20 protein-coding genes are annotated in these 23,955 nt (G+C 64.5%); 11 read left to right on the plus strand and 9 right to left on the minus strand.

Annotated elements, in window-relative coordinates; all coding sequences use genetic code 11:
- Positions 1 to 136: 136 nt before the first annotated feature.
- The 3 genes from manD to HH800_RS14145 all read right to left on the minus strand — a co-directional run bounded on the left by manD (position 137) and on the right by HH800_RS14145 (position 6,141).
- Positions 137 to 1,348 carry a D-mannonate dehydratase ManD gene (gene manD, locus HH800_RS14135; protein ID WP_004211435.1) on the minus strand — a complete coding sequence of 404 codons (1,212 nt, stop codon included), beginning with the start codon at positions 1,346 to 1,348 and terminating at the stop codon, positions 137 to 139.
- A gap of 86 nt (positions 1,349 to 1,434) precedes the next feature.
- A complete protein-coding gene (locus HH800_RS14140; RefSeq protein WP_169861464.1) occupies positions 1,435 to 3,813 on the minus strand; it encodes a glycoside hydrolase family 3 N-terminal domain-containing protein in 2,379 nt (792 codons plus the stop codon).
- Between the two features lie 3 nt (positions 3,814 to 3,816).
- The gene (locus tag HH800_RS14145) at positions 3,817 to 6,141 is read right to left on the minus strand and encodes a glycoside hydrolase family 3 N-terminal domain-containing protein (protein ID WP_235682127.1); all 2,325 of its coding nucleotides are present in this window, start codon (positions 6,139 to 6,141) and stop codon (positions 3,817 to 3,819) included.
- 201 nt (positions 6,142 to 6,342) lie between these two features.
- Between HH800_RS14145 and HH800_RS14150 the strand changes: the two genes are divergently transcribed.
- The 3 genes from HH800_RS14150 to HH800_RS14160 all read left to right on the plus strand — a co-directional run bounded on the left by HH800_RS14150 (position 6,343) and on the right by HH800_RS14160 (position 10,528).
- Entirely contained in the window at positions 6,343 to 8,487 is a 2,145-nt protein-coding gene (locus tag HH800_RS14150) for an alpha-glucuronidase family glycosyl hydrolase (RefSeq protein WP_169861466.1), read from the plus strand.
- 74 nt (positions 8,488 to 8,561) lie between these two features.
- Positions 8,562 to 9,635 (plus strand): LacI family DNA-binding transcriptional regulator, encoded by a 1,074-nt coding sequence (locus HH800_RS14155; RefSeq protein WP_017503410.1) that lies wholly within the window; start codon positions 8,562 to 8,564, stop codon positions 9,633 to 9,635.
- 314 nt (positions 9,636 to 9,949) lie between these two features.
- Positions 9,950 to 10,528, plus strand: coding sequence for a hypothetical protein (locus HH800_RS14160; RefSeq protein ID WP_169861467.1), 579 nt, complete (start codon positions 9,950 to 9,952; stop codon positions 10,526 to 10,528).
- Positions 10,529 to 11,017: 489 nt separating this feature from the next.
- Here the strand turns inward: HH800_RS14160 and purB are convergent, their stop codons facing one another.
- Positions 11,018 to 12,334, minus strand: a complete 1,317-nt coding sequence (purB, locus tag HH800_RS14165; RefSeq protein ID WP_010337965.1) for an adenylosuccinate lyase — start codon at positions 12,332 to 12,334, stop codon at positions 11,018 to 11,020.
- 287 nt (positions 12,335 to 12,621) lie between these two features.
- On the opposite strand from purB, the gene HH800_RS14170 reads away from it, so the two are divergent.
- Entirely contained in the window at positions 12,622 to 13,035 is a 414-nt protein-coding gene (locus HH800_RS14170; RefSeq protein WP_026109251.1) for an EF-hand domain-containing protein, read from the plus strand.
- A 137-nt stretch (positions 13,036 to 13,172) separates the two neighbouring features.
- Here the strand turns inward: HH800_RS14170 and HH800_RS14175 are convergent, their stop codons facing one another.
- Positions 13,173 to 13,358 (minus strand): hypothetical protein, encoded by a 186-nt coding sequence (locus HH800_RS14175; RefSeq protein WP_004211421.1) that lies wholly within the window; start codon positions 13,356 to 13,358, stop codon positions 13,173 to 13,175.
- A gap of 224 nt (positions 13,359 to 13,582) precedes the next feature.
- On the opposite strand from HH800_RS14175, the gene HH800_RS14180 reads away from it, so the two are divergent.
- From HH800_RS14180 to pyrF, 7 genes are all read left to right on the plus strand, one after another.
- The gene (locus tag HH800_RS14180) at positions 13,583 to 14,731 is read left to right on the plus strand and encodes a fumarylacetoacetate hydrolase family protein (RefSeq protein WP_063976189.1); all 1,149 of its coding nucleotides are present in this window, start codon (positions 13,583 to 13,585) and stop codon (positions 14,729 to 14,731) included.
- Complete coding sequence (locus HH800_RS14185) at positions 14,728 to 15,486, plus strand: SDR family NAD(P)-dependent oxidoreductase (RefSeq protein ID WP_125985097.1); 759 nt, start codon at positions 14,728 to 14,730, stop codon at positions 15,484 to 15,486. Before HH800_RS14180 ends, HH800_RS14185 begins: the two co-directional genes overlap by 4 nt.
- Position 15,487: 1 nt before the next feature.
- Positions 15,488 to 16,363, plus strand: a complete 876-nt coding sequence (locus HH800_RS14190) for an SMP-30/gluconolactonase/LRE family protein (RefSeq protein WP_010337961.1) — start codon at positions 15,488 to 15,490, stop codon at positions 16,361 to 16,363.
- 29 nt (positions 16,364 to 16,392) lie between these two features.
- Entirely contained in the window at positions 16,393 to 17,805 is a 1,413-nt protein-coding gene (locus HH800_RS14195; RefSeq protein WP_169861468.1) for a sugar porter family MFS transporter, read from the plus strand.
- A gap of 65 nt (positions 17,806 to 17,870) precedes the next feature.
- On the plus strand, positions 17,871 to 18,659 hold the full coding sequence (locus HH800_RS14200; RefSeq protein WP_419248229.1) for an aldose 1-epimerase: 789 nt from the start codon (positions 17,871 to 17,873) through the stop codon (positions 18,657 to 18,659).
- Between the two features lie 68 nt (positions 18,660 to 18,727).
- On the plus strand, positions 18,728 to 19,066 hold the full coding sequence (locus HH800_RS14205; RefSeq protein WP_010337958.1) for a lipopolysaccharide assembly protein LapA domain-containing protein: 339 nt from the start codon (positions 18,728 to 18,730) through the stop codon (positions 19,064 to 19,066).
- Entirely contained in the window at positions 19,063 to 19,737 is a 675-nt protein-coding gene (gene pyrF, locus HH800_RS14210) for an orotidine-5'-phosphate decarboxylase (RefSeq protein ID WP_010337957.1), read from the plus strand. The genes HH800_RS14205 and pyrF overlap by 4 nt, the downstream gene beginning before the upstream one ends.
- A gap of 57 nt (positions 19,738 to 19,794) precedes the next feature.
- Here pyrF and HH800_RS14215 read toward each other — a convergent pair whose 3' ends face one another.
- The 4 genes from HH800_RS14215 to HH800_RS14230 all read right to left on the minus strand — a co-directional run bounded on the left by HH800_RS14215 (position 19,795) and on the right by HH800_RS14230 (position 23,954).
- Entirely contained in the window at positions 19,795 to 20,895 is a 1,101-nt protein-coding gene (locus tag HH800_RS14215; RefSeq protein ID WP_235681885.1) for a glycoside hydrolase family 43 protein, read from the minus strand.
- A 206-nt stretch (positions 20,896 to 21,101) separates the two neighbouring features.
- Positions 21,102 to 21,530 carry an acyl-CoA thioesterase gene (locus HH800_RS14220; RefSeq protein ID WP_169861470.1) on the minus strand — a complete coding sequence of 143 codons (429 nt, stop codon included), beginning with the start codon at positions 21,528 to 21,530 and terminating at the stop codon, positions 21,102 to 21,104.
- 198 nt (positions 21,531 to 21,728) lie between these two features.
- Entirely contained in the window at positions 21,729 to 22,382 is a 654-nt protein-coding gene (locus HH800_RS14225; RefSeq protein ID WP_004211411.1) for an outer membrane protein, read from the minus strand.
- Positions 22,383 to 22,559: 177 nt separating this feature from the next.
- Positions 22,560 to 23,954: an L-serine ammonia-lyase gene (locus tag HH800_RS14230; protein ID WP_278986226.1), complete on the minus strand. Its 1,395-nt coding sequence runs from the start codon at positions 23,952 to 23,954 to the stop codon at positions 22,560 to 22,562.
- Position 23,955: the final 1 nt, after the last annotated feature.

A 23,955-nucleotide genomic window follows, 5' to 3' on the forward strand; every position in this document is an offset into this window, starting at 1 on the left:
GCCACTCCGACAATGTTTCGTCATTCCCGCGAGCGCGGGAATCCACCTCCGGACCTCGCGATTGGGGCTATGGCAGGAGATGGATCCCCGCTTTCGCGGGGATGACGGCGTGGAGTGGCCAAAGCAGGTCAAGCGATCACCAGTTGAACATGGTGCCGTCTTCGAGCCGGTTCACCGGCAGGAATGCGCGATTATATTCATATTTGGCGGCCAGTTCCTCGTCGATGTCGACGCCCAGGCCCGGCTTGTCGCCTGGATGCATGGCGCCGTTTTCGAACGTATAGGCATGGGGGAAGACGGCATCGGTCTCGGGCGTGTGGCGCATATATTCCTGCACCCCGAAATTGGGCACCGACAGGTCGAAGTGGAGCGCGGCGGCCATGCAGACCGGCGACAGGTCGGTCGCGCCGTGGCAGCCGGTGCGGACCTGATAGAGATCGGCGAGGTTCGCGATCTTGCGCAGATGGCTGATGCCGCCGGCATGGACCACGGTGGCGCGGATATAGTCGATCAGCTGGTTCTGGATCAGCTCGCGGCAATCATGGATCGAGTTGAAAATCTCGCCCACGGCCAGCGGCGTGGTGGTGTGCTGGCGGATCAGCTTGAACGCGTCCTGATTTTCAGCAGGCGTCGCATCTTCCAGCCAGAAGGGGCGATATTGTTCCAGATCCTTGCCCAGACGCCCGGCCTCGATCGGGGTCAGGCGATGATGGATGTCGTGCAGCAGATGCACGTCCCAGCCCAGCGCCTCGCGGGCGGCCTTGAACAGTTCGGGGACGATGCGGAGATATTTGCTGGTGTTCCAGACATTTTCGGTCGGCAGGTCGGCGTCGGCGGGTTCGTAGAAATATTTGTCCTTCGACACGCCATAGGTCGACGCCATGCCAGGGACGCCGCACTGGATGCGGATCGCCTTGTAACCCTGTGCCTGATATTCCAGCGCGACCTTGACCGTGTCCTCGATCGTCGTGCCATTGGCATGGCCATAGACCATGACGCTTTCACGGCTGGCGCCGCCGAGCAGCTGGTAGACCGGCAGGCCGGCAATCTTGCCCTTGATGTCCCAGAGCGCGGTATCGACGGCGGCGATGGCCGACATCGTCACCGGGCCGCGGCGCCAATAGGCGCCCTTGTAGAGATATTGCCAGATATCCTCGATCTGGTGCGCATCCCGGCCGATCAGGCAGGGAATGACATGGTCCTGCAGATAGGAGGCGACGGACAGTTCGCGGCCGTTGAGGGTCGCATCGCCCAGACCATAGACGCCCTCTTCGGTCTCGATCTTGAGGGTGACGAAATTGCGACCAGGGCAGGTAACGATGACCTTGGCGCCGGTAATCTTGGGCATGGATGCTCCCCTAAAACTGGTATGACCAATCATGGCCATAGGCGATAATCAATTTGCCTTCAACGATATTGGTCAGGCCAATACCATCAGGCGATCTCCAATGTAACCGTCTGAAGCGTGGCGCTGTCCGGCCCGACCATGATGTCGAACAGGCCCGGCTCGACCACTTCGCGCATGTCGAGATTCCACAGCGCGACTGCTTCCGGGCCGATGGTCAGACGCACGGTGCGGCTTTCGCCGGGCGCCAGCGCGATCCGTTCGAAGCCCTTCAATTCCTTGAGCGGGCGCGTGACCGAGGCGGTCTGGTCATGGACATAGAGCTGCACCACTTCCTCGCCCGCGACAGTGCCGACATTGCGGACATCGACCTCCACCGTGACTTCGCCGCCCACGCCGATGCGGCTGGCCGACAGGCGCGGCGGACCGAAGGCGAATTTGGTGTAGCTGAGGCCGAAGCCGAACGGGAAAAGCGGGCTGGCATCGGCGAAGAGATAGCCGCGCCGCGAGGATGGCTTGCGGTTGTAGAAGATCGGGATCTGGCCCGCGTCGCGCGCGACGGTGACGGGCAGCTTGGCCCCCGGATTGACGTCTCCGAACAATATGTCGGCCATGGCCGTGCCGCCCTCCTGCCCCGGATACCAGCATTCGATCAGCGCATTGGCGCCATCGACCACGGCGGGATAGCTGGGCGGGCGACCGTTGATGGCGCACACCACCACCGGCTTTCCGGTCGCCTTCATCGCGGCGAACAGGTCATTCTGCTCACCGACCAGATCGAGGCTGGTGCGATCGCCCAGATGGTTTTTGGCAAAGCCTTCGCGGCTGGTCTGTTCCGTGTCGCCGATGGCGAGCAGGATGATGTCGGCGGTCTTTGCGACCTCGACCGCTTCGGCGATCAGCTGGCGGTTCTTCGCCGGGTCGGCCAGCAGCACTTCGTCCACCGAGCGGTCCTCACTCTGGGTGATGAAGACGCCCTGGGCATGGACGATGTCCGCCCGGTTGCCGAGCTTCGCCTTCACCCCATCCAGCAGCGAGACCGCCTGGCGCGGGATCGAGGAATAGCCGCCCAGCCGCGCGACCGCGGCATTGGGCCCGATAACCGCGACCTTGCGATGGGCGCCGGGCTTGAGCGGCAAGGTGCCGTCATTCTTGAGCAAGACGATCGACTTGTGCGCCGCCTTGAGCGCCAGCGCGCGCGCCTCCGCATTGCCGGTGAGCGCATCATAGTCGGCGCGCGGCCAGGGATTTTCGAACAGGCCCGCGCGGAACTTGAGCGTCAACATCCGCGTGCAGGCGAGGTTGACGGCCTCAAGGGGCACTTTTCCGGCGCGGACCTGTTCGACGAGCGTGCGATAGGCCAGGCCATCGGGCAGCTCGCAATCGACCCCGGCGCGGAGCGCGGCACGGGCCGTCGCCTCCAGGTCGGGCTGGACATGGTGAATGGTGTCGAGTTCGGGGACGGCGCCATAATCGCTGACCACGGCGCCATCGAAATGCCATTCGCCGCGCAGGATATCGCCGAGCAGCCACTTGTTCTGATGGCTGGGGACGCCGTCGATCTCGTTATAGCTGGGCATGACGGCGGCGATGCCGGTGCGCTTGACCACCTGACGGAAGGGCGGGAAGAAATTCTCGCGCAGTTCGCGCTCGCTGATCGGCGCGGGCGCGATATTCTCGCCCGCCTGCGGCTGGCCATGGCCGGTCATATGCTTGAGCGTGGCCATGACCTTGTCCGGGCCGATCTGCTTGCCCTCCCCCTGCAGGCCCAGCACGGCAGCAACGCCCATCTCGCCGCAGAGATAGGGGTCTTCGCCAAAGGTTTCCTCGATCCGGCCCCAGCGCGGGTCGCGGGCGATGTCGACCACCGGCGAAAGCGCGAGATGGACGCCGCGCGCACGGACTTCCCGAGCAATAACCGACTGGACATCGGTCATGAGCTGGCGATCGAAACTGCCGGCAAGGCCGATCGCCATCGGGAACATGGTGGCGTCGGTCGCCATGTAGCCGTGGAGCGATTCCTCATGGAAGAGGATCGGGATGCCGAGGCGGGTCTCTTCCACCGCCCATTTCTGGACGGCGTTGATGAAGGCGACGGTATCGGCCGGGGTGCGCCAGCGCGCGCCGACGCCGCCGGCCTGGGTCGATCCATTGGGCGCGCCGCGCCGGTCGGACGGGCGGGTAATCTGGCCGAAGCTCGCCGGATAAGCCTTGCTCGCCTTGGCCGGCGAGAAGGTGAGATCATCCATGATGTCGGCCTTGGTCGCCCAGAGCGCGATGATCTGGCCGACCTTTTCCTCCAGAGTCATGCGGCCGAGCAGGTCGCGCACGCGCAGGTCGATCGGTGCGGTCGCATCCTTGTAGAGCGGACCGCCCTTCCCCTTCGCCGCCAGCGGGGCGGCAGCAAGCGCGGAAGTGGAGGCGAGCAGGCCAAGGGCCTGGCGGCGGGCGAAGCGGGTCGTCATCATGGCTTATTGCACCGTCAGGGTGGTGGACTGGAGCGCGACCGAGCTGTTGCCGGTCATGATCTCGAAATCGCCGGGTTCGACGACGCGGTGCATCTGGTCGTTCCACATCTGCAGCGCTTCGGGACCGACGGTGAAGGTGATGGTGCGGCTCTCGCCGGGTTTCAGCGTGACGCGCTGGAAGCCCTTCAGCTCCTTGACCGGGCGGGTGACCGAGCTGACCTTGTCGCGGATATAGAGCTGGACGACCTCGTCCCCTTCGCGCGCGCCGGTATTGCGGACATCGACCGAGACGCTGGTCTTGCCGCCGGTGCCGATCTTGGTGGCGGAGAGGCGCGGCGCCGACAGGCTGAAGCTGGTGTAACTGAGGCCGAAGCCGAAGGGATAGAGCGGGTCGGTGGTGTCGAACAGATAGCCGCGCCGGGCCGAGGGCTTCATATTGTAGAAGAGCGGCAACTGGCCGGCCGAGCGCGGGACGGTGACGGGCAGCTTGCCGCCCGGATTGACATCGCCGAACAGGATGTCGGCCACGGCATTGCCGCCCTGCTCGCCCAGATACCAGCCTTCCAGGATGGCATTGGCCTGTTCGCTGACCTTGACCGTGGAGGCCGGACGACCGTTGATGAGGACGACGGTGATCGGCTTGCCCAGCGCCTTCAATGCATCGAACAGTTCCTGCTGCTCGCCGACCAGGTCGAGGCTGGGGCGGTCGCCCAGATGATTGTCGGCCCAGCCCTCGCGGCTCGACTGTTCGGTGTCGCCCAAGGTCAGGATGATGCGGTCGACATTGCGCGCCGCCTCGACCGCCTGCGCGATCAGCTTGCGATTTTCGGCCGGGTCCGACTTGGTGACGCTGTCGGCCCACCAGTCGTCATCCTCGGTGATCTTGACGCCCTGGGCGAAGACGATGTTCGCCTTGGTGCCGACCCGCGCCTTGATCCCTTCTAGGATGGAGACGCTGTGCGGCGGCTGGCCATAATAGCCGCCCAGCCGCGCGACCGCCGCGCTGGGGCCGATCACCGCGATCGTGCCTTCGGGCTTCAAGGGCAGCATGCCGTCATTCTTGAGGAGGGTGATGGAGCGCTGGGCCGCGGTGCGGGCGAGCGCGCGGGCCTCTTCATTATTGGTGATCGCGGCCGCCGCATTGGCGTCGGCATAGGGATTTTCGAACAGGCCGGCGCGGAACTTCAGCTCCAGCATGCGCCGCACGGCGAGATCGACCTTCGCCTCGCTGACCTTGCCCTCGCGCACCAGCTTGCCGAGCGTGGCGTAGGACAGGCCCTCGGGCAGGTCCGCGTCCACGCCGGCATCGAGCGCACGCGTCGCCGCCTCTTCCAGATTGGCGGCGATATGGTGGATGCTCATCAGCTGGTCGACGGCCGAATAATCGGAGACGACGGCGCCGCGAAAGCCCCACTCTTCCCGCAGGATATTTTCCAGCAGCCAGCGATTGGCGTGGCTAGGCACGCCGTCAATCTCGTTATAGCTGGCCATCACCGCCTCGATGCCGGTGCGTTTCACCACCTGTTCGAAGGGCGGGAAGAAATTCTCGCGCAGTTCGCGTTCCGACACCGGCGCCGGGCCGATATTGGTGCCGCTTTCGGGCTGGCCATGGCCGGTCAGATGCTTGAGCGTGGCGAAGACATGATTGGGCTGGAGCATGCGCGAACGGCCAACACCCTGAAGCCCCTCCACCGCCGCAACGCCCATTTCGCCGACCAGATAGGGATCCTCGCCATAGGTTTCCTCGATCCGGCCCCAGCGCGGGTCGCGGGCGATGTCGACCACGGGCGAGAGCACCATCGGCACGCCCCGCGCGCGGATTTCGCGGGCGATCACCTGATTGACCTGGCGCAGCATGGCCGGATCCCAGCTCGACGCCATGGCGATCGACTGGGGGAAGCTGGTGGCGCCGACGGCGGCATAGCCGTGCAGTCCTTCCTCATGGAACAGGATCGGGATGCCGAGGCGCGTCTGCGTCATCGCCCATTTCTGCAAGCCGTTGACCAGTGCCACGGTGCGGCGCGGATCGCGGCCGGGCACGACGCGCGGGCTGAAACTGCCACGACCGTCCGACGGACGGGTGAAATGGCCGATGCCGTTGGGGAAGGTCGGGCTGAGCTTGCCGGGGTCCAGTTCGCCCTGCGCGTCCAGCAGCTTCACCTTGTCGGTCCAGACGGTGGTGATCTGGGCGATCTTTTCATCCAGCGTCATGCGCGCCAGCAGATCATCGACGCGCGCCTCGATCGGGGCGGACGCATCCTTGTAGAGCGGGCGGGCCGACTGGCCGGTTGCCGGCGCCGCTATAACGGGCGTGAGCGGCGCCGCCATCACCAGCGACAGCGCTGATGCTGCGCACAAAAACTGAACTGACCGGATCACGACGCCCCTCTCCAATTTTGTCGCGGCTTTCCTTTTTGCTTGCCGCCGATCAACTGATAGCGTTACCATCACAACCCAAGAGCTGCTTGTCAATGCCACCGTTGGCAATGCACCAAAAAATTGCCTGCGGGCAAAGGGGGAGAGGACCGAATGTTTGCGCGCCTGTTTTGCTGGATCATGGCCAGCGTCCTGCTGATCGGCGCGCCGCGCGCCTGGGCCGAGGATGGCTATGATCTGTGGCTGCGCAACGTGCCGGCCGATCCAGCCGCTGCCCAACAAATTGGGGCCAACGCGCGCAGCATTGTCGGCGGGGCCAGCCCTACCCTGATGATCGCCCGGCGGGAATTGCAGCGCGGCATTGCCGGGCTGACCGGCGTCACCGTGCCCCTGACAGCAACAGTGCAGCAAGGTGCGATCCTGCTGCAGTCGGCCGCGCGGCAGGACAAGCCATCGGTGCCGACCGACGGGCTGGGCGCTGACGGCTATGCGATTCGCACCATGACGGTCGCGGGCAAGCCGGTGACGGTGATTGCCGGCGCGACCGATGTCGGCGTGCTGCACGGCGCCTATGCTTGGCTGCGCCTTGCCCGCACCGGCGCGGCGCTCGACCGGATCGATATGCGCAGCGCGCCGCGCATCGGCCTGCGCCTGCTCAACCATTGGGACAATCTGGATGGCACGGTGGAGCGCGGCTATGCCGGCCAGTCGATCTGGGACTGGTGGCGCCTGCCCGATTATAAGGGGCCGCGCTATACCGACTATGCCCGCGCCAACGCGTCGCTGGGCATCAATGGCACGGTGCTCAATAATGTGAATGCCAAGTCGGACAGCCTGACAGCCGCCTATATCGCCAAGGCGGCGGCGCTGGCCGACCTGTTCCGCCCCTATGGCATCAAGGTCTATCTGTCGGTCAAATGGACCGCGCCGATGGAACTGGATGGCCTGAAAAGCGCCGATCCGCTCGATCCGGCGGTTGCCGCCTGGTGGAAGGCCAAGGCCGACGAAATCTACAAGGCGATCCCCGATTTCGGCGGTTTCCTGGTGAAGGCGAACAGCGAGGGCCAGCCCGGCCCGCAGGATTACAAGCGCACCCATGCCGACGGCGCCAACATGCTGGCGGCCGCGGTCAAGCCGCATGGCGGCATCGTGATGTGGCGCGCCTTCGTCTATGCCCATGACAATCCCGACGATCGCGCCAAGCAGGCCTATAGCGACTTCAAGCCGCTCGACGGCCAGTTTGCCGACAATGTCATCGTCCAGGTGAAGAATGGCGCGATCGACTTCCAGCCGCGCGAACCCTTCCACCCGCTGTTCGGCGCGATGCCCAAGACGCCGCTGATGATGGAATTCCAGATCACCAAGGAATATCTGGGCCAGTCGACCCACCTTACCTATCTGGGCACGCTGTTCGAGGAGGTGCTGAAGAGCGATACGCTGGCCAAAGGCAAGGGATCGACCGTCGCCAAGGTGATCGACGGATCGCTGGAAGGCCACAAGCTGACCGGCATCGCCGGGGTCGCCAATATCGGCGTCGACCGCGACTGGAGCGGGTCGATCTTCAACCAGGCGGACTGGTATGCGTTCGGTCGCATGGCGTGGGACACCGACCTGACCGCCGAGGCTGTCGCGCGCGAATGGGCGGCGCAGACCTTCTCGCCCGATCCCAGGGTGGTGACGCCGATCGTCGCGATGATGATGGGATCGCGCGAGGCGGCGGTCGACTATATGACGCCGCTGGGCCTAGCCCATATCATGGGCACTGGCCATCATTATGGCCCCGCCCCCTGGGTGTCCGAACTGGCGCGGCCCGAATGGAACCCGGTCTATTATCACAAGGCCGACAGGCAGGGCATCGGCTTTGACCGGACCAGGACGGGCAGCAATGCCACCGGCCAATATGCGCCGGCGCTGGCGAAGCAACTGGACAATCCGAAGACCACGCCGGAGCGCGAGCTGCTGTGGTTCCACCATCTGCCCTGGGACTATCGCCTGGCGTCTGGCGAGACGCTGTGGGACGGGCTGATCCATCATTATGACCGGGGCGTCGAAACGGTGGCGGCGATGCAGCGGGACTGGGCCAAGCTGAAGCCCCAGGTCGATGCCGAGCGCTTTGCGCAGGTCGAGACCTTCCTGGCGATCCAGCATCGCGAAGCCCAATGGTGGCGCGACGCCTGCATCGCCTATTTCCAGTCGGTGTCCGGCCGCCCCCTGCCCGCCGGCAGCGCGGCGCCCGCCCATCCGCTCGACTGGTACAAGGCGCTGAGCTTCCCCTATGCGCCGGGGCACCCGAAATGAGATTTTACTTAAGCTTGCGCAATGATCCCGCTAGCAGAGAGGTTTAGTCCCATGTCGAAGGCCCCGAAAAACTGATGGAAGCCAGAAGTTCCCGCCGCCAGCGCAACGCGCCCACCATCAACGATGTGGCGAAACATGCCGGCGTGTCGCCGATGACGGTGTCGCGGGTGATCAATGGCGAACAGGTGGTGCGGGCGGCAACCAAGGAGAAGGTGGAGGCGGCGATCGCCGCGCTCAACTACTCCCCCAGCGCCGCCGCGCGCAGCCTGGCGGGCGGCGACGAGACGCGGATCGGCCTGCTCTATTCCAACCCGTCCGCCTCCTATCTGTCGGAATTCCTGGTCGGGAGCCTCGACCAGTCGAGCCGCGCCGGCATCGACCTGGTCGTCGAGAAATGGGACGAGCAGACCGCGATCAAGGCGGTGGTCGACCATCTGGTGCGCGGCCGGATCGACGGCGTCGTGCTGCCGCCGCCGCTGTGCGACCATGAAGCGATGATCGATGCCCTGCGCGAGGCGGGCATCCCCGCCGTCGTGGTGGCGACCGGCCATGCGCCCGCCAGCCTGGCCGCGGTCAGCATCGACGACCGGGGCGCGGCCTATGAAATGACCCGGCACCTGATTGGCCTTGGCCATAACCGCATCGGCTTCATCAAGGGGCATCCGAACCTGAGCGCGAGCGAGGAACGCTATCAGGGCTATATCCGGGCGCTGGGCGAAGCCGGCATCGCGCTGGACGATGCGCTGGTGGAACAGGGTTTCTTCACCTACCGATCCGGTCTGGACGCGGCCGAGCATATATTGGCGCGGGACAATCCGCCGACCGCCATCTTCGCCAGCAATGACGACATGGCCGCCGCGACGGTGGCGATCGCCCATCGCAACGGACTGGACGTGCCGGGCGACCTTACCGTCTGCGGCTTCGACGACACCTCGCTCGCCACCACCATCTGGCCGGAACTCACCACCATCCGCCAGCCGATCAGCGCCATGTCGCGGGCGGCGGTCGACCTGCTGGTGCGCCACATCAAGGGGCGCCGCGCCCAGAGCGAGGATGGCCCGCCGCACATGCTGCTGGACTATGAACTGGTCCGCCGCCAGTCCGACGCGGCGCCGCGGCTGCGCCCCAAGCACAAGGGCAGAAAATAGGATCGACCGCGCTTAACTTCGCATATTTCCCGCACATTGTGACATTTTCGTGCGCGCATTGGAAATCTTCATGCGAGGATGGAGGGTGGGCGGACGATGGGAATGAGCCTTGGCCCGGTGTAGCAGGGTGGGCGGGGTGTAGGACAGGTTTGGGTGGGTTTGAGACGGTCTGCTTTTGGAGAGATGACAAGCGATAGCCGACGATGCGCGGAAAAGTCGTTCGGCAATAATCACTTTGTTGCGGACATCGGCAACTCAAGTGTATCAAAATGCACATGTGCCGATATCGCTTAGCCCGTTTCATTTCGTTCATATTGAGCATCGCTGCGCTTTTTTTCTATGCGCCTTTTATATCAAAGGCGTTTGAAGAGATTGGCTTTTTGCGCTTCTTGCCGATTGGGATATGCCTCATTGTCGGTTTCGTCTTTACGCTGAGATGGATTGAAGACAGCATTGAGGGGAAGCGAAATGCGTCACGAGAGGTGCATAACTCGAATTTTCCTGTGCCCTCAGTGCGCGCCTCTGGGTGGGGCGATACCCTGATCGCATCTGAGACATCTATTGATGAAGCCTTTGAAACCACAAAGGGACGTAGGGACGGCATCATTGGTGTGGTCGATGAGGATCGCAATCAACTTATCCTTCAATGGAACAAGAAGGGTTGGGGTATAGAGTTAATTCCCAACGGAGAGCGCGTTCGCAAAATCGCTGTTAAGACTAATAATAAATTTTCGGGCAAAGAGATGGGGGTTACTGGTTTTCTTGGGGCTATTTTCAAAAGCCCTTCTGGAGATTCATTTGACCATCAAACGGCGCAGGATGTCGTCCGATCTTTTTTTGGATGGGGCAAAATGCCGCGCAATATCGCGTGGTCCACTGTAATATATAATTAAATATTTCTAGGCGCTGCTGTGATCGGCGGACGTCCGCTCTCCAACAGATTTCGCCATTCAGCCTTCTTCGTGCCTCTTGAATGAATGGCCGGTTTCAAGGATCAGGATTATCTGACGGAACGGCCAAAAATGGTCGTGTCGCGCCGGGCAGCTTTTCCGGCCATAAGCGGACAGGCCGCTGCGGGGAGCGCTTTGTAGCGATCGGCTCTGTGGACAGCGATCGAGGGTGGGTTGCGGCCATTCCACCTACGTCATGCTGAACTTTTTTTCAGCATCTATCAAGCCTAACAAGCCATTGGTCTATTGGGAGGAATGGACCCTGAAACAAGTTCAGGGTGACGAAGATAGAGCGGGCAGCATTGGGTCGTCAGCGGTCAAAACCCGTTATCGTCATGACTTCGCCATGCTCGCAGGGACGAAAAAGGGCGCCGGACCGGGTGGTCGGGCGCCCTCTTCTTTACTGTCGCGCGGCGCTGTTCGCGCGTCGGGTCAGGCTTCGCCGAAGACGCGGGCGAAGATGGTGTCGACCTGGCGGAAATGATAGTCGAGGTTGAACTTGTCCTCGATTTCCTGGGCGCTCAATGCCTTGGCGACATCTTCGTCGGCCTTGAGCAGTTCGAGCAGCGAAAGCTGGCCGTCGGATTCCCAGACCTTCATCGCGTTGCGCTGGACATAGCGATAGCTGTCTTCGCGGCTGACGCCGGCCTGTGTCAGGGCCAGCAGCACGCGCTGCGAGTGGACGAGGCCGCCCATCTTGTCGAGATTCTTCATCATCCGCTCGGGGTAGACGAGCAGCTTGTCGATCACGCCGGTCAGGCGGCCGAGCGCGAAGTCGAGGGTGATGGTGGCGTCGGGGCCGATATAGCGCTCGACCGAAGAGTGCGAGATGTCGCGCTCATGCCAGAGCGCCACATTTTCCATGGCGGGTAGCGCGTAGCTGCGCACCATGCGGGCGAGGCCGGTGAGATTTTCGGTGAGGACCGGATTGCGCTTGTGCGGCATGGCCGACGAGCCCTTCTGGCCGGGCGAGAAATATTCCTCGGCCTCCAGCACTTCGGTGCGCTGCAGGTGGCGGACCTCGACGGCGAGGCGCTCGATCGAGGAGGCGATGACGCCCAGGGTCGCGAAGAACATGGCGTGGCGATCGCGCGGGATCACCTGGGTCGAGACCGGCTCGATCGCGAGGCCGAGCTTTTGCGCGACATGTTCCTCGACGCGCGGATCGATATTGGCGAAGGTGCCGACCGCGCCCGAAATGGCGCAAGTGGCGACTTCCTCGCGGGCCGCGATCAGGCGGGTCTTGCAGCGCGAAAATTCGGCATAGGCTTCGGCCATCTTGAGGCCGAAGGTGACCGGTTCGGCATGGATGCCGTGGCTGCGGCCGATGGTCGGGGTCAGCTTATGCTCGAAGGCGCGGCGCTTGATGACGTCGAGCAGCTTGTCGAGATCCTCGATCAGCAGGTCGGCGGCGCGGGTCAGTTGCACGGCCAGGCAGGTGTCGAGCACGTCGGAGCTGGTCATGCCCTGGTGCATGAAGCGGGCTTCGTCGCCCACCTGTTCGGCAACCCAAGTCAGGAAGGCGATGACGTCATGCTTGGTGACGGCTTCGATCGCGTCGATCGCGGGCACGTCGATCGCGGGGTTGGTGGCCCACCAGTCCCACAGCGCCTTGGCGGCCGACGGCGGGACGACGCCCAGTTCGCCCAGCTTCTCGGTCGCGTGCGCCTCGATCTCGAACCAGATCTTGAAGCGGGCTTCCGGCTCCCAGAGGGCGGTCATTGCGGGACGGGAATAGCGGGGGACCATGGGCGAATCCTGCGGCTGGAGGGTGGATATTGCCGCGCCGCCTAGCAGCCCGCGCCCTTTGGAGCAATTGAGGAGGCTCCCCTGCCCCGCGCGCGCCTCATCCGGCCGCAATTATCCAAGCAAAGACAGTCGAACCGAAGCATTTCATAAGTCCAAATGCGTAGATGAACCGATGTTCAGGAACTTTTCCTAGTCTTCATGTATTATGTGATGGCAATTAAGGCATGAAGCCAAAGCAGGCGCCCAATGCAGGCCCTGCGCGTTTCAATGATATAAAGGATGTCGCCATGATCCGCACCTTGCTTCTGACGAGCGCCATGCTGGTCGCAGCGCCCGCATTGGCGCAGCAGGCTGCGCCGGCCGATCCGGCAGCGCAGGCCGCACAACCGGCAGCGCCCGCGAGCCCGGCCGAACCGCAGGCCGCGCAGCCGGCAAACCCGGCCAATTCGGTCGCCGCGATCGTCGAGTCGGAATTCCCGGCCTATGACACGAACAAGGACGGACAGCTGGACCAGGGCGAGTTTTCGCGCTGGATGGTGGCCCTCAAGGATCAGGAGATGAAGGCCACCGGCAAGACGCTGCCGCCGGCCGAAGTCACCGCCTGGGCCAGCGGCGCCTTCACCACTGCCGATGCCGACAAGAGCATATCGGTCAGCAAGCCCGAACTGATCAGCTATCTGAGCGGCAGCGCGGGCGCATAAATATTTCCCTTCCCGTCACGAAGGCAGGGAAAATACAGAACCCCAAGCGGGTCGCACCGGGGCGGCATGTCACAGAACATGCCGCCTCTTTTTTTTATGGCGGATGGCCGCGGTGCCGGGAACAGGCCCCGACCGGTTCAGCGACGCTTCTTGGTATAGAGCAGGGCGGCGACGATCGCGGCCGAGCCAATGCCCACGGCCGTGCCCATCCACACGGCCTTTCCGGCGGACTTGCGCGCCGCATCGGCGAGATCGGGGGCATTATCCTCTGGCTGGAGGGCTTCTGCGCCGGCGTCCGGCACGCTCTCTTGGTTCTTCTTCATAGTCCCCCTTCTATGCCGCAGCCCGGCGGGACTGAAAAGGGCTGACGTAGCGGCAAGGCCGGAAATTCGCCGTGCCATGCGCACGCCATGACGCCTGGCCCGCGGCCAGCAAAGCCCCGACGCCCCGCCCCTGCGAGCGATTTTCATCAGGGGGGTCTTGACTTGCACCGCCCTTCCATGTTGGTAGCGCTATCAATCAACAACCAGGTGCATAGGAGAAGATGATGCCGGGGGATACCGCCTTGCTTGACTGTCTGCCGCATGACTGGCGGACCGGGCTTTTCCTGGGCCGCATCCAGACGAACGCGGGCCCGAGCCCGATCCTGGTGTCGCAGGGCGTCGTTTACGACATGAGCGCGATCGCGCCGACCAGCGCCCAGCTGGTCGAGAAGCTGCCCTTCGTCGCCGCCACCGATGGCGAGAAGATCGGCGATCTGGACGCGATCGAAGCGGCCCTGCTGAGTCCGGTCGACCTGCAATGCGTCAAGGCATGCGGCGTGACCTTTGCCCTGTCGGCGCTGGAGCGCGTAATCGAGGAACGGGCGCGCGGCGATGCCGGCGCTGCCGCCGAAATCCGTGGCCGCCTGGAAGAGCGGGTCGGCGGATCGATCCGCGCCGTGGTGCCGGGCACCGAGGAAGCCGCTGCGCTCAAGGCCGCGCTGATCGAGGACGGCCTGTGGTCGCAATATCTGGAGGTCGCGATCGGCCCGGATGCGGAAGTCTTCACCAAGGCACCGGTGCTGGCGACGGTCGGCCCGATGGCGGAAATCGGCATCCGGTCCGATTCCACCTGGAACAATCCCGAGCCAGAGGTCGTGCTGCTGGTCAATGCCGATGGCCAGGCCGTGGGCGCGACGCTAGGCAATGACGTCAATCTGCGCGATTTCGAAGGGCGCTCCGCCCTGCTGCTGGGCAAGGCGAAGGACAATAATGCGTCCTGCTCGCTCGGCCCGCTCGTTCGCCTGTTCGACGGCGATTTCACCATCGACGATGTGCGCAATGCCGAAGTCGGCCTGACCATCGAGGGGCCGGAAGGCTATATGCTCGAAGGCACGAGCCGGATGGACCAGATCAGCCGCGATCCACTGGAACTGGTGCGCCAGACCCTGTCGGAACATCAATATCCCGATGGCTTCGCCCTGTTCCTGGGCACGCTGTTCGCGCCCGTGCAGGACCGTGACGAGGAAGGCCGCGGCTTTACGCACAAGGTCGGTGACATCGTTGCCATCTCCACCCCGCGCCTGGGCAAGCTGATCAACCCGGTGGTGACGTCGAAGGACGCCGCACCCTGGACCTTCGGCCTGACCGCGCTGATGACCAATCTTGCCGGGCGCGGTCTGCTCTCGGCCGTCGACCAGAAAGAAACTGCATGAGCCGCGCCATCTACCCGAGCCTGAAGGGCAAGCGGGTCTTCATCAGCGGCGGCGGCAGCGGCATCGGCGAAGGGCTGGTCGAAGCCTATGCGATGCAGGGCGCGCATGTCGCCTTCTGCGACATCGCCATCCCCGAGAGCGAGGCCCTGGCCGCACGGCTGAGCGGCTGCGCCTTCACCCCGATCTTCCACGCCTGCGACCTGCGCGACATCGACGCGCTGCAGGCGATGATGGCGCGGGTCGAGGCGGAACTGGGCGGGATCGACATCCTGATCAACAACGCCGCCAATGACGATCGCCACGTGATCGAGGACGTGACCCAGGCCTATTGGGACGAGCGGATGGCGGTCAATCTGCGCCACCAGTTCTTCGCGGCGCAGGCGGCGATCCCGGCGATGAAGCGCGCGGGCGGCGGCGTGATCCTGAACTTCGGTTCGATCAGCTGGCACCTGGCCCTGCCCGACCTCATCCTCTACCAGACCGCCAAGGCGGCGATCGAGGGGCTGACGCGCAGCCTGGCCCGCGACCTTGGCCGCGACAATATCCGCGTCAACACCATCATTCCGGGCAATGTGAAGACGCTGCGCCAGGAAAAATGGTACACGCCCGAAGGCGAGGCCGAGATCGTCGCGGCCCAGTGCCTGGACGGCCGCATCCTGCCGGTCGATGTCGCCGCGCTGGCCATGTTCCTGTCGTCGGACGATGCGCGCTATTGCACCGGCCATGACTATTTCATCGACGCCGGCTGGCGCTGAGATGAGCGACGCCGCACCGCGCAGCGTCCTGTCGGTCGGGGCGATACTGGGCGAAGGGCCGATCTGGGTCGAACGCGAGGCGGCCCTGTGGTTCGTCGACATCAAGGGCCATGCGATCCACCGCTTCGACCCGGCGCTGGACGTGTCCAAGAGCTGGACCACGCCGGGCCAGGTCGGCTGGATCGTGCCGACCGACGACGGGCTGTTCGCGGTCGGCCTGCAATCGGGCGTGCATCGCTTCGATCCCAGGAGCGGCGCCTTCACCCTGCTCCACGCGCCCGAAGCGCATCGACCGGGCAACCGGCTGAACGACGCCACGGTGGCGCCCGGCGGCGCCCTGTGGTTCGGGTCGATGGACGATGCCGAGGCAGAGGAAAGCGGCCGTTTCTACCGGCTGCATCGCGGCGACCTGGTCGAGAGCGGGCTGGCCGCCGTGTCGATCACCAACGGCCCTGCCCTCTCGCCCGACGGGCGCATCCTCTATCATACCGACACGCTGGGCCGCGCCATCTGGCAATGCCCGGTCGATGCCGATGGCGTCGCCGGCGCCGCCACCCTGTTCACCCGGATCGAGGATGGCGCGGGCTATCCCGATGGCCCCACGGTCGATGCCGAAGGCTGCCTGTGGACCGGCCTGTTCGGCGGATGGGCGGTGCGCCGCTATGACCCGGCCGGGCGGCTGATGCGGGAAATCCGCTTCCCCGTCGCCAACATCACCAAGATCGCCTTTGGCGGCCCGGACCTGATGACGGCCTATGCCACGACGGCGCGCAAGGGACTGGATGTGACAGCGTTGACAGAACAGCCCCTGGCAGGCGATCTGTTCGCCTTCGACGCCGGCGTCGCGGGGCTGCCGGGCCATGTCGCCACGATATAGAAGAAATAGAGAGCTGGAAGGACAAGCAGATGAGTGAGGGGAGCGCCGGGAAGGTCAATATGGCCTTCATCGCAGCGATCGTGGCCGTCGCCACGATCGGCGGTTTCATGTTCGGTTATGATTCGGGCGTCATCAACGGCACCCAGAAGGGGCTGGAAGCCGCCTTCGACCTGGGCAAGCTGGGCATCGGCGTCAATGTCGGCGCGATCCTGGTCGGATCGTCGATCGGCGCGTTCGGCGCGGGCCGCATGGCCGACATCATCGGCCGTCGCGGCGTGATGATGCTGGCGGCGATCCTGTTCCTGGTGAGCGCACTGCTGGCCGGTGCCGCCGGTTCCTCCGCCATCTTCATCATTGCCCGCATCATCGGCGGCCTGGGCGTGGGCGCGGCGAGCGTCATCTCGCCGGTCTATATCTCCGAAGTCACCCCCGCCTCGATCCGCGGCCGGCTGTCGAGCGTGCAGCAGGTGATGATCATTTCCGGCCTCACCGGCGCCTTCGTCGCCAATTTCGTGCTGGCCCGCTATGCCGGCGGTTCGACCGCGCCGCTGTGGCTCGACTTCCCGGCCTGGCGCTGGATGTTCTGGCTGCAGGCGATCCCGGCCGCCATCTATTTCCTGGCGCTGCTGGTGATCCCGGAAAGCCCCCGCTATCTGGTCGCGCGCGGCCAGGACGAACGCGCCCGCGCGGTCCTGACCAAGCTGTTCGGGGCCGAGGAAGCCAATCGCAAGGTCGGCGAGATCCGCGCCAGCCTGGCCGCCGATCATCACCGCCCCAAGCTCAGCGACCTGATCGACAAGGCCAGCGGCAAGGTGCGCCCGATCGTGTGGGCCGGCATTGGTCTGGCCGTGTTCCAGCAGCTGGTCGGCATCAACGTCGTCTTCTATTATGGCGCCACCCTGTGGGAAGCCGTCGGCTTTTCCGAGGATAATGCGCTGCAGATCAACATCCTGTCGGGCGTGCTGTCGATCGGCGCGTGCCTGGGCACGATCATGCTGGTCGACAAGATCGGCCGCAAGCCGCTGCTGCTGATCGGTTCGGCGGGCATGGCGGTGACGCTGGCGATCGTTGCCTATGCCTTCTCCACCGCCGTCACCGGCGCGGATGGCGGCGTGGTGCTGCCGGGCCATAACGGCCTGATGGCGCTGATCGCGGCGAACCTCTACGTGATCTTCTTCAACCTGAGCTGGGGTCCGATCATGTGGGTGATGCTGGGCGAGATGTTCCCCAACCAGATCCGTGGTTCGGGCCTGGCCGTCGCCGGCTTTGCCCAGTGGATCGCCAATGCGGCGATCTCGGTCAGCTTCCCCTCGCTCGCCGTGTCGCCGGGCCTGGTCATGACCTATACCGGCTACGCCCTGTTTGCCGCCATTTCCTTCTTCTTCGTGCGCGCCATGGTCCATGAGACCAAGGGCCGCGAGCTTGAGGACATGGTCGGCTGAGCAAGATCGTCACCCTGAAGGCGGGCGCGCTCAGCTGCGCGCTCGCCCCTGACATTGGCGGGTCGATCCTGTCCTTCGATCGCGACGGCGTGGCCCTGCTGCGCCGCGCGCCGCAGGACAGCCATGATCCGCTGGACATGGCCAGCTTCCCGCTGGTGCCTTATGCCAACCGCATCGCCCATGGGCGCTATAGCGTGGACGGGCAAAGCTATCAGTTGCCGCTCAATTTCGGCGATCATCCCCACAGCATCCATGGCTTTGGCTGGCAGCGGCCCTGGCAGGTGCTGGAACAGTCGGGCCATCACGTCAGGCTGGAACAGACGCATGACGGCGATGCGGGCTGGCCCTGGGCCTGGCGCGCGCAGCAGCATGTCCGCCTGAGCGAGGATGCGCTGGAAGTCACGCTGCTGGTGCAGAATCTGGGCGACAGCCCGATGCCCTGCGGCCTTGGCTTCCATCCCTATTTCGCGCTGGACGGCGACACGATGCTGCGCTTCCACGCCGACACGCTCTGGCTCTCCTCCCCCGACATGCTGCCCGAACGGGAAGTGCCGGCCGATGCGCTGGGCGACTGGTCGCAGGGCGCGCGCGTGACCGGCGACAGCCTGATCGACAATGTCCATGGCGGCTGGGATCATGTGGCGGTGGTCGACCGGGGCGACGGCATCCGCCTGACCTTGACGGCGCAGGGTGCGGACTGGCTGCATGTCTTCCGCCCGCCCGCTGGCGACTTCTTCTGCCTGGAGCCGGTCAGCCATATGCCGGACGCGATCAACGGACCTGAAGGCATGGCGATGCTGGCGCCGGGCGCCACGCAAACGCTGTCGATGATGGTCGCCGTCCGCGAAATCTGAACAGGCGCTTTCGCCTTTCGCCAAAATCGCCTAGGCTGACCGCCCTATCAGCAGCGAGAGGATCGCCGATGCAATTTCTGCGGACTGCCTTCTGGGTCGTCATCGCCGTCGCCCTCGCCTTCTTCTGCATGGCGAACTATGTCCCCGTGACCGTGCGCCTGTGGGGCGACATGGTGATGGAAACCAAATTGCCGGTGCTTCTGATCGGCGCATTCCTGCTGGGCGCCATGCCCTTCTGGATCATGGCCCGCGCGACGCGCTGGCGCATGAAGCGCCGGCTGGAGAGCACCGAGCGTGCGCTGGTCGCCGCGACCGCTTCCGCCGCCCCGGCCACGCCTGCGACGGTGACAACCCCGATCTTGCCCGACGCCACGCCGTCGCCCCTTACCCCTACAGGACAAGCATGAGCAGCCCGATCTATGTCGCCATCGACACGCCCGACCTTGCCAAGGCCCAGCATCTGGCCGGGCAGGTCCGCAACCATGTCGGCGGGCTAAAGCTGGGGCTGGAGTTCTTCTGCGCCAATGGCCATCATGGCGTGCATGAAATGATGAAGTTCGGCCTGCCGATCTTCCTCGACCTCAAGCTGCACGACATTCCCAATACGGTGGCGAAGGCGGTGCAGGCGCTGCACGGGCTGGAACCGGCGGTGCTGACGGTCCATGCGGCCGGCGGCCGGGCGATGCTGGAGGATGCGAAAGCGGCGGCCGGCACCAAGACCAAGGTGGTGGCGGTGACGGTACTCACCAGCCTCGACAATGGCGACCTTAATGACATTGGCGTCAATGGCGCCGCCGAGGAACAGGTGACGCGGCTCGCCGAACTGGCGCGCGACGCCGGCCTGGACGGCATCGTCTGTTCCGGCGAGGAGGTCGCGCTGGTCAAGAAGATCTGGCCCGACGGCTATTTCGTCGTGCCCGGTGTCCGCCCGGCGGGCGGCGCGATGGGCGACCAGAAGCGCGCCGTGACCCCGCGCGAGGCGCTGGACCGGGGCGCGTCGATGCTGGTGATCGGTCGCCCGATCAGCCAGGCCGAAGATCCTGACCAGGCGGCGCGCGCGATCGAAGCGACGCTGTAAGGATGGTGGATCGCAACGGCGGCGCTGCGCCGATCCGGTGCGATCCTCCCCTGCCCCTTATTTCCGGAAATAGGTTTTCAGCCGCTCCGCTTCTGCCGGGGTGATCGGGATGACGGCGCCGTGCTTGGGCTGGGTGAAGTTGGTCGCCTTCATCGGCGATCCCGGCGCGTTGAAATGGCCGATGTCGCGGAAATGGACGAAATCCTCCGTCTCCGAAAAGCCCATATTGTTGACCGGCTTGGCGCCGAACACATCATACATCAGCACATAGGTGTCAGTGCCGTGGCGCCGCCACAGGTTGGGCGCTTCGGTACCGACCGTTTCCGGGTCAATCTTGGCCGGATCGAAGACATAGCCGCCATCCATGCGCGATGAGGTGGCCTGACGCAGATGGCCGGGCTTGTCATGGGCGACATAGAAGAGGCGGTAGCGATCGCCGACCTTGGTGATATCGCCGTCGATCGTGCCGGTGCCGGCCTTGGGATAGGTGAACAGGTCGCGCGGTTCGCTGGTCAGCGTGGTGAAGGCGTCGTCCGCATAGGCATAGACCATATGGTCGGTCTCCTTGCCGTTGCGGGTGCTGAAATAGACCATGATCTTGCGCTTGTCGGGATCGTAGATCATTTCCGGCGCCCAGGCGGTGCCGGCATTGGCGGTCGACTTGAACAATTGATCGATGGTCACGGACGCCAGCGTCCAGTGGGTGAGATCATAGGATTTCATGAAGAGCATCGAGCGGTTATTGCCCCAGCCATAGCTGTCGGTCGGCCGCTGCCAGTCGGTATCGCGCAGCCCTTCGCGCTTGGCGAAAATATGCAGATCGGTCATGGCGAGGTAGAAGGCATTGTCGGGACCGCGCATGATATAGGGATCGCGGATGCCCTTCTGTTCGGCGACATCGCGGCCATTGAGGACCGGCGCACCGTCATTGACGTCGGTAAAGCTGTAGCCATCCGCCGAGGTCGCGAAATGCAGCGAGTGGGTCTCGTCCTTGAAATAGACGAGGAGATAGGACGTCCGGGCGCTGGCTTCGTCCTTCGCCTCCGGCTTGGCCTTGACGATGCTTTTGACGATGTCGAGCTGGCGCGGCGGCGTGGCGGGGGCCGCGATCGCCATGGTGGCGCTGCCCAGCAGCAGGCCAAAACCCAGATATGTCATTCCCGACGGCCACCGCATCAACGCCCTCTCCCTCATCCATCGGGCGAGCGCATGATGATCGACAGACGCGCTTCGCCGACAGGGCCGCAGCGGACGGCGCGCTTCGCCGCCCCGTCACCGGCCCTTTATTTGTCGGACTAATGCAAACATCCGGGCGTGGGTCAAGCGCGTTCCCACGCTGCAACCCTGCCATTCATGGGGTGGGATCAGTCGGCGGTGGAGCCGCTGTCGTCGGGCGCGAAGAAATGCTGCATCACTTCGCGGGCGATGCGGGCCGGGCGCAGGGTGGAGGAGTCGACGCAGCACCAGCTCGACTTGACTTCGGCCAGCACTTCCTCGCCACGGCGGATCACGGTTTCATAGAAGGCACGGGCGCCCTGCACCTTTTCGAGGAGGACGGTGGCGATCACCTCATCATCCAGGAAGGTGGGCTTGCGGTAGGTGATCTCATGCTTGAGCGCGACCCAGAGATGCTGGGCCACCGCCTCGGCCGGGGCGAGCGCGCGCCAATGGTCGAGCACGGCATCCTGCACCCACTTCAGATAGCTGGCATTGTTGACATGACCCATGAAGTCGATGTCGTCGGGCTGGATGCCAACCGGGTACAGGTGGGGAATCGCGTTACTCACAGCCATGTAAGTAACATCCCCGCAGGGCGGCTGATAGAGGCTATGGGCGGATGCTGCAAAAAAGGGGCCGATCGGTGACCGGCCCCCTGTTTTCTGTATCGAACGCCCCCTCCCCCGTTCGTTTCGAGCTTGTCGAGAAACGCCTGTGCATCGCACTTCTCGACTTCGCTCGAAGCGAACGGATGGGGAGGATGTTCTGACGTCTTAGAAGCGCCAGCCGACCGAGGCGACGACCTGATGGCGGTCGGTGTCGACGTCGAATTCGCTGCTGGTCGAGCCATCCATGAAGTCGATATGGGCGCTGTCATATTTGGAGTAGCGATATTCGATCTTGGCGAAGGTGTTGGCGTTGAGCGCGCGCTCCACGCCGCCGCCGACGCGCCAGCCATCCAGCTTGAACGAGGTGTCGGTGACCTGATTGGTGTCGCCGGCCAGCACGCCCAGCTTGGTGTTGGTGTAGCCACCCTTCACATAGATGAGGGTCGAGGGATCGGCGAGGATACCCGCGCGGGCACCGATATAGAGATCGCGGCCCTGCTTGACGCGGCCATAGCCGAACTGGTCGGTGAAGTCGTTGCGGCTGCTCTTGGCGGTGGAGTCGGTGAACTCGCCCTCGACGCCGACGACGGCGCCGCCGACATTCACGTCATAGCCCGCGCCGACACCATAGAGCAGGCCGTCGATCTTCTGATCGTCGCTGCCATTGTCATTGTCGATCGAGCTGCCGGCCCCGGTATGGTCATAGCCCAGGATCGCTTCGACACGCGGGCCGGTGAAGGTCGGGGTGGCATCCTGTGCGAGCGCCGGCGCGGCAACTGCACCACCGGCCAGCAAAGTGGCGACCATCAACTTACGCATAAACATCACTCCGTTGTCTTTCTCTTCCCCTTGGGGGTGAGACGCTCAAGCCGGAGCGGTCATATTTGTTTCATGAACCTCAGATAAACAGCTGATAATGTGGTATTAATGCCACGAAAGCCGCTCAGTTCGGCGCGTTCCCGTGGGCCGGGAGCGACGAAATGAGGCGACCTTCCTTCAGCATTCCACGACATTGACGGCCAGGCCGCCAAGCGATGTCTCCTTGTAGCGGCTGGCCATGTCCTCGCCGGTCTGGCGCATCGTCTCGATCACCGCGTCGAGGCTGACGATATGGCGCCCATCGCCCTGGAGCGCGAGATAGGCGGCGTTGATCGCCTTCACCGCGCCCATGGTGTTGCGTTCGATGCAGGGGATCTGGACGAGGCCGCCGATCGGATCGCAGGTGAGGCCAAGATTATGCTCCATGCCGATCTCGGCGGCATTTTCGACCTGGCTGTTGGTGCCGCCCAGCACGGCGGCGAGGCCCGCGGCTGCCATCGAGCAGGCGACGCCGACTTCCCCCTGACAGCCCATTTCGGCGGCCGAGATGGAGGCGCGCTTCTTGTAGAGGAAGCCCATGGCGGCGGTGGTGAGGAGGAAGCGGCGCTCCCCTTCCCGATCGGCGCCGGGCACGAAGCGGCGATAATAATGAAGCACCGCCGGGATCACGCCGGCCGCGCCGTTGGTGGGTGCGGTGACGACCCGGCCGCCGGCGGCATTTTCCTCATTCACGGCGAGCGCGAACAGGCTGACCCATTCGAAGATCTGGGCCGGGCCGACGCTGGCGCCCTGCAGCCGCAGCTTGTTGTGGATCGCCTTGGCCCGGCGGCGCACCTTGAGCCCGCCGGGCAGCAGGCCCTCTTCTTTCAGGCCGCGATCGATCGAGGCGGACATGGCGTCGATAACGCTGTCGAGAAAGGCCTCGGTCTCTCCCTGGGCGCGCCAGGCGCCCTCGTTGCGGAGAACCAGCGTCGCGATGCTAAGGCCGGTCGCCTCCCCCTGCGCCAGCAGTTCGGCGCCGGACGAGAAGGGAAAGGGCTGGACCACATTATGGCCGAGCGGAATATCCGGGTCGGCGGGAATGGCGCCGGGCAGCACCGCGCCGCCGCCGATCGAATAATAATCGCGCACCAGCGGTTCGTCCCGGCCCGGCAGCCAGGCGGTGAAGCGCATGCCGTTGCTGTGCGCCTCCAGAAATTCGCCCATGCGGAAGACAAGGTCGCGCGCTTCCTCGAACGGCACCCAGTCGAGATGGGCGCTGCCGGCGCGAATGCGGCCATCGTCGCGGATCGCCTGAAGAATGGCGGGGATGGCATCGGGATCGACATTTTCGGGGCTGTGGCCCGACAGGCCGAGCAGGATCGCGCTGTCGGTGGCATGGCCCCGGCCGGTCAGCGCCAGCGAGCCATAAAGTTCGCACTGCACCCGCACCGGACAGGTCGGCAGCGTATCCATGAACATCAGCGCGGCGCGCATCGGCCCGACCGTGTGCGAGCTGGACGGGCCGATGCCGATGGTGAACAGGTCCATCACGCTGATCGCGGCGGCGCTGTCGATGCGCGATTTGGTCACG

Source organism: Sphingobium yanoikuyae, assembly GCF_013001025.1.
Lineage (GTDB): Bacteria > Pseudomonadota > Alphaproteobacteria > Sphingomonadales > Sphingomonadaceae > Sphingobium > Sphingobium yanoikuyae_A.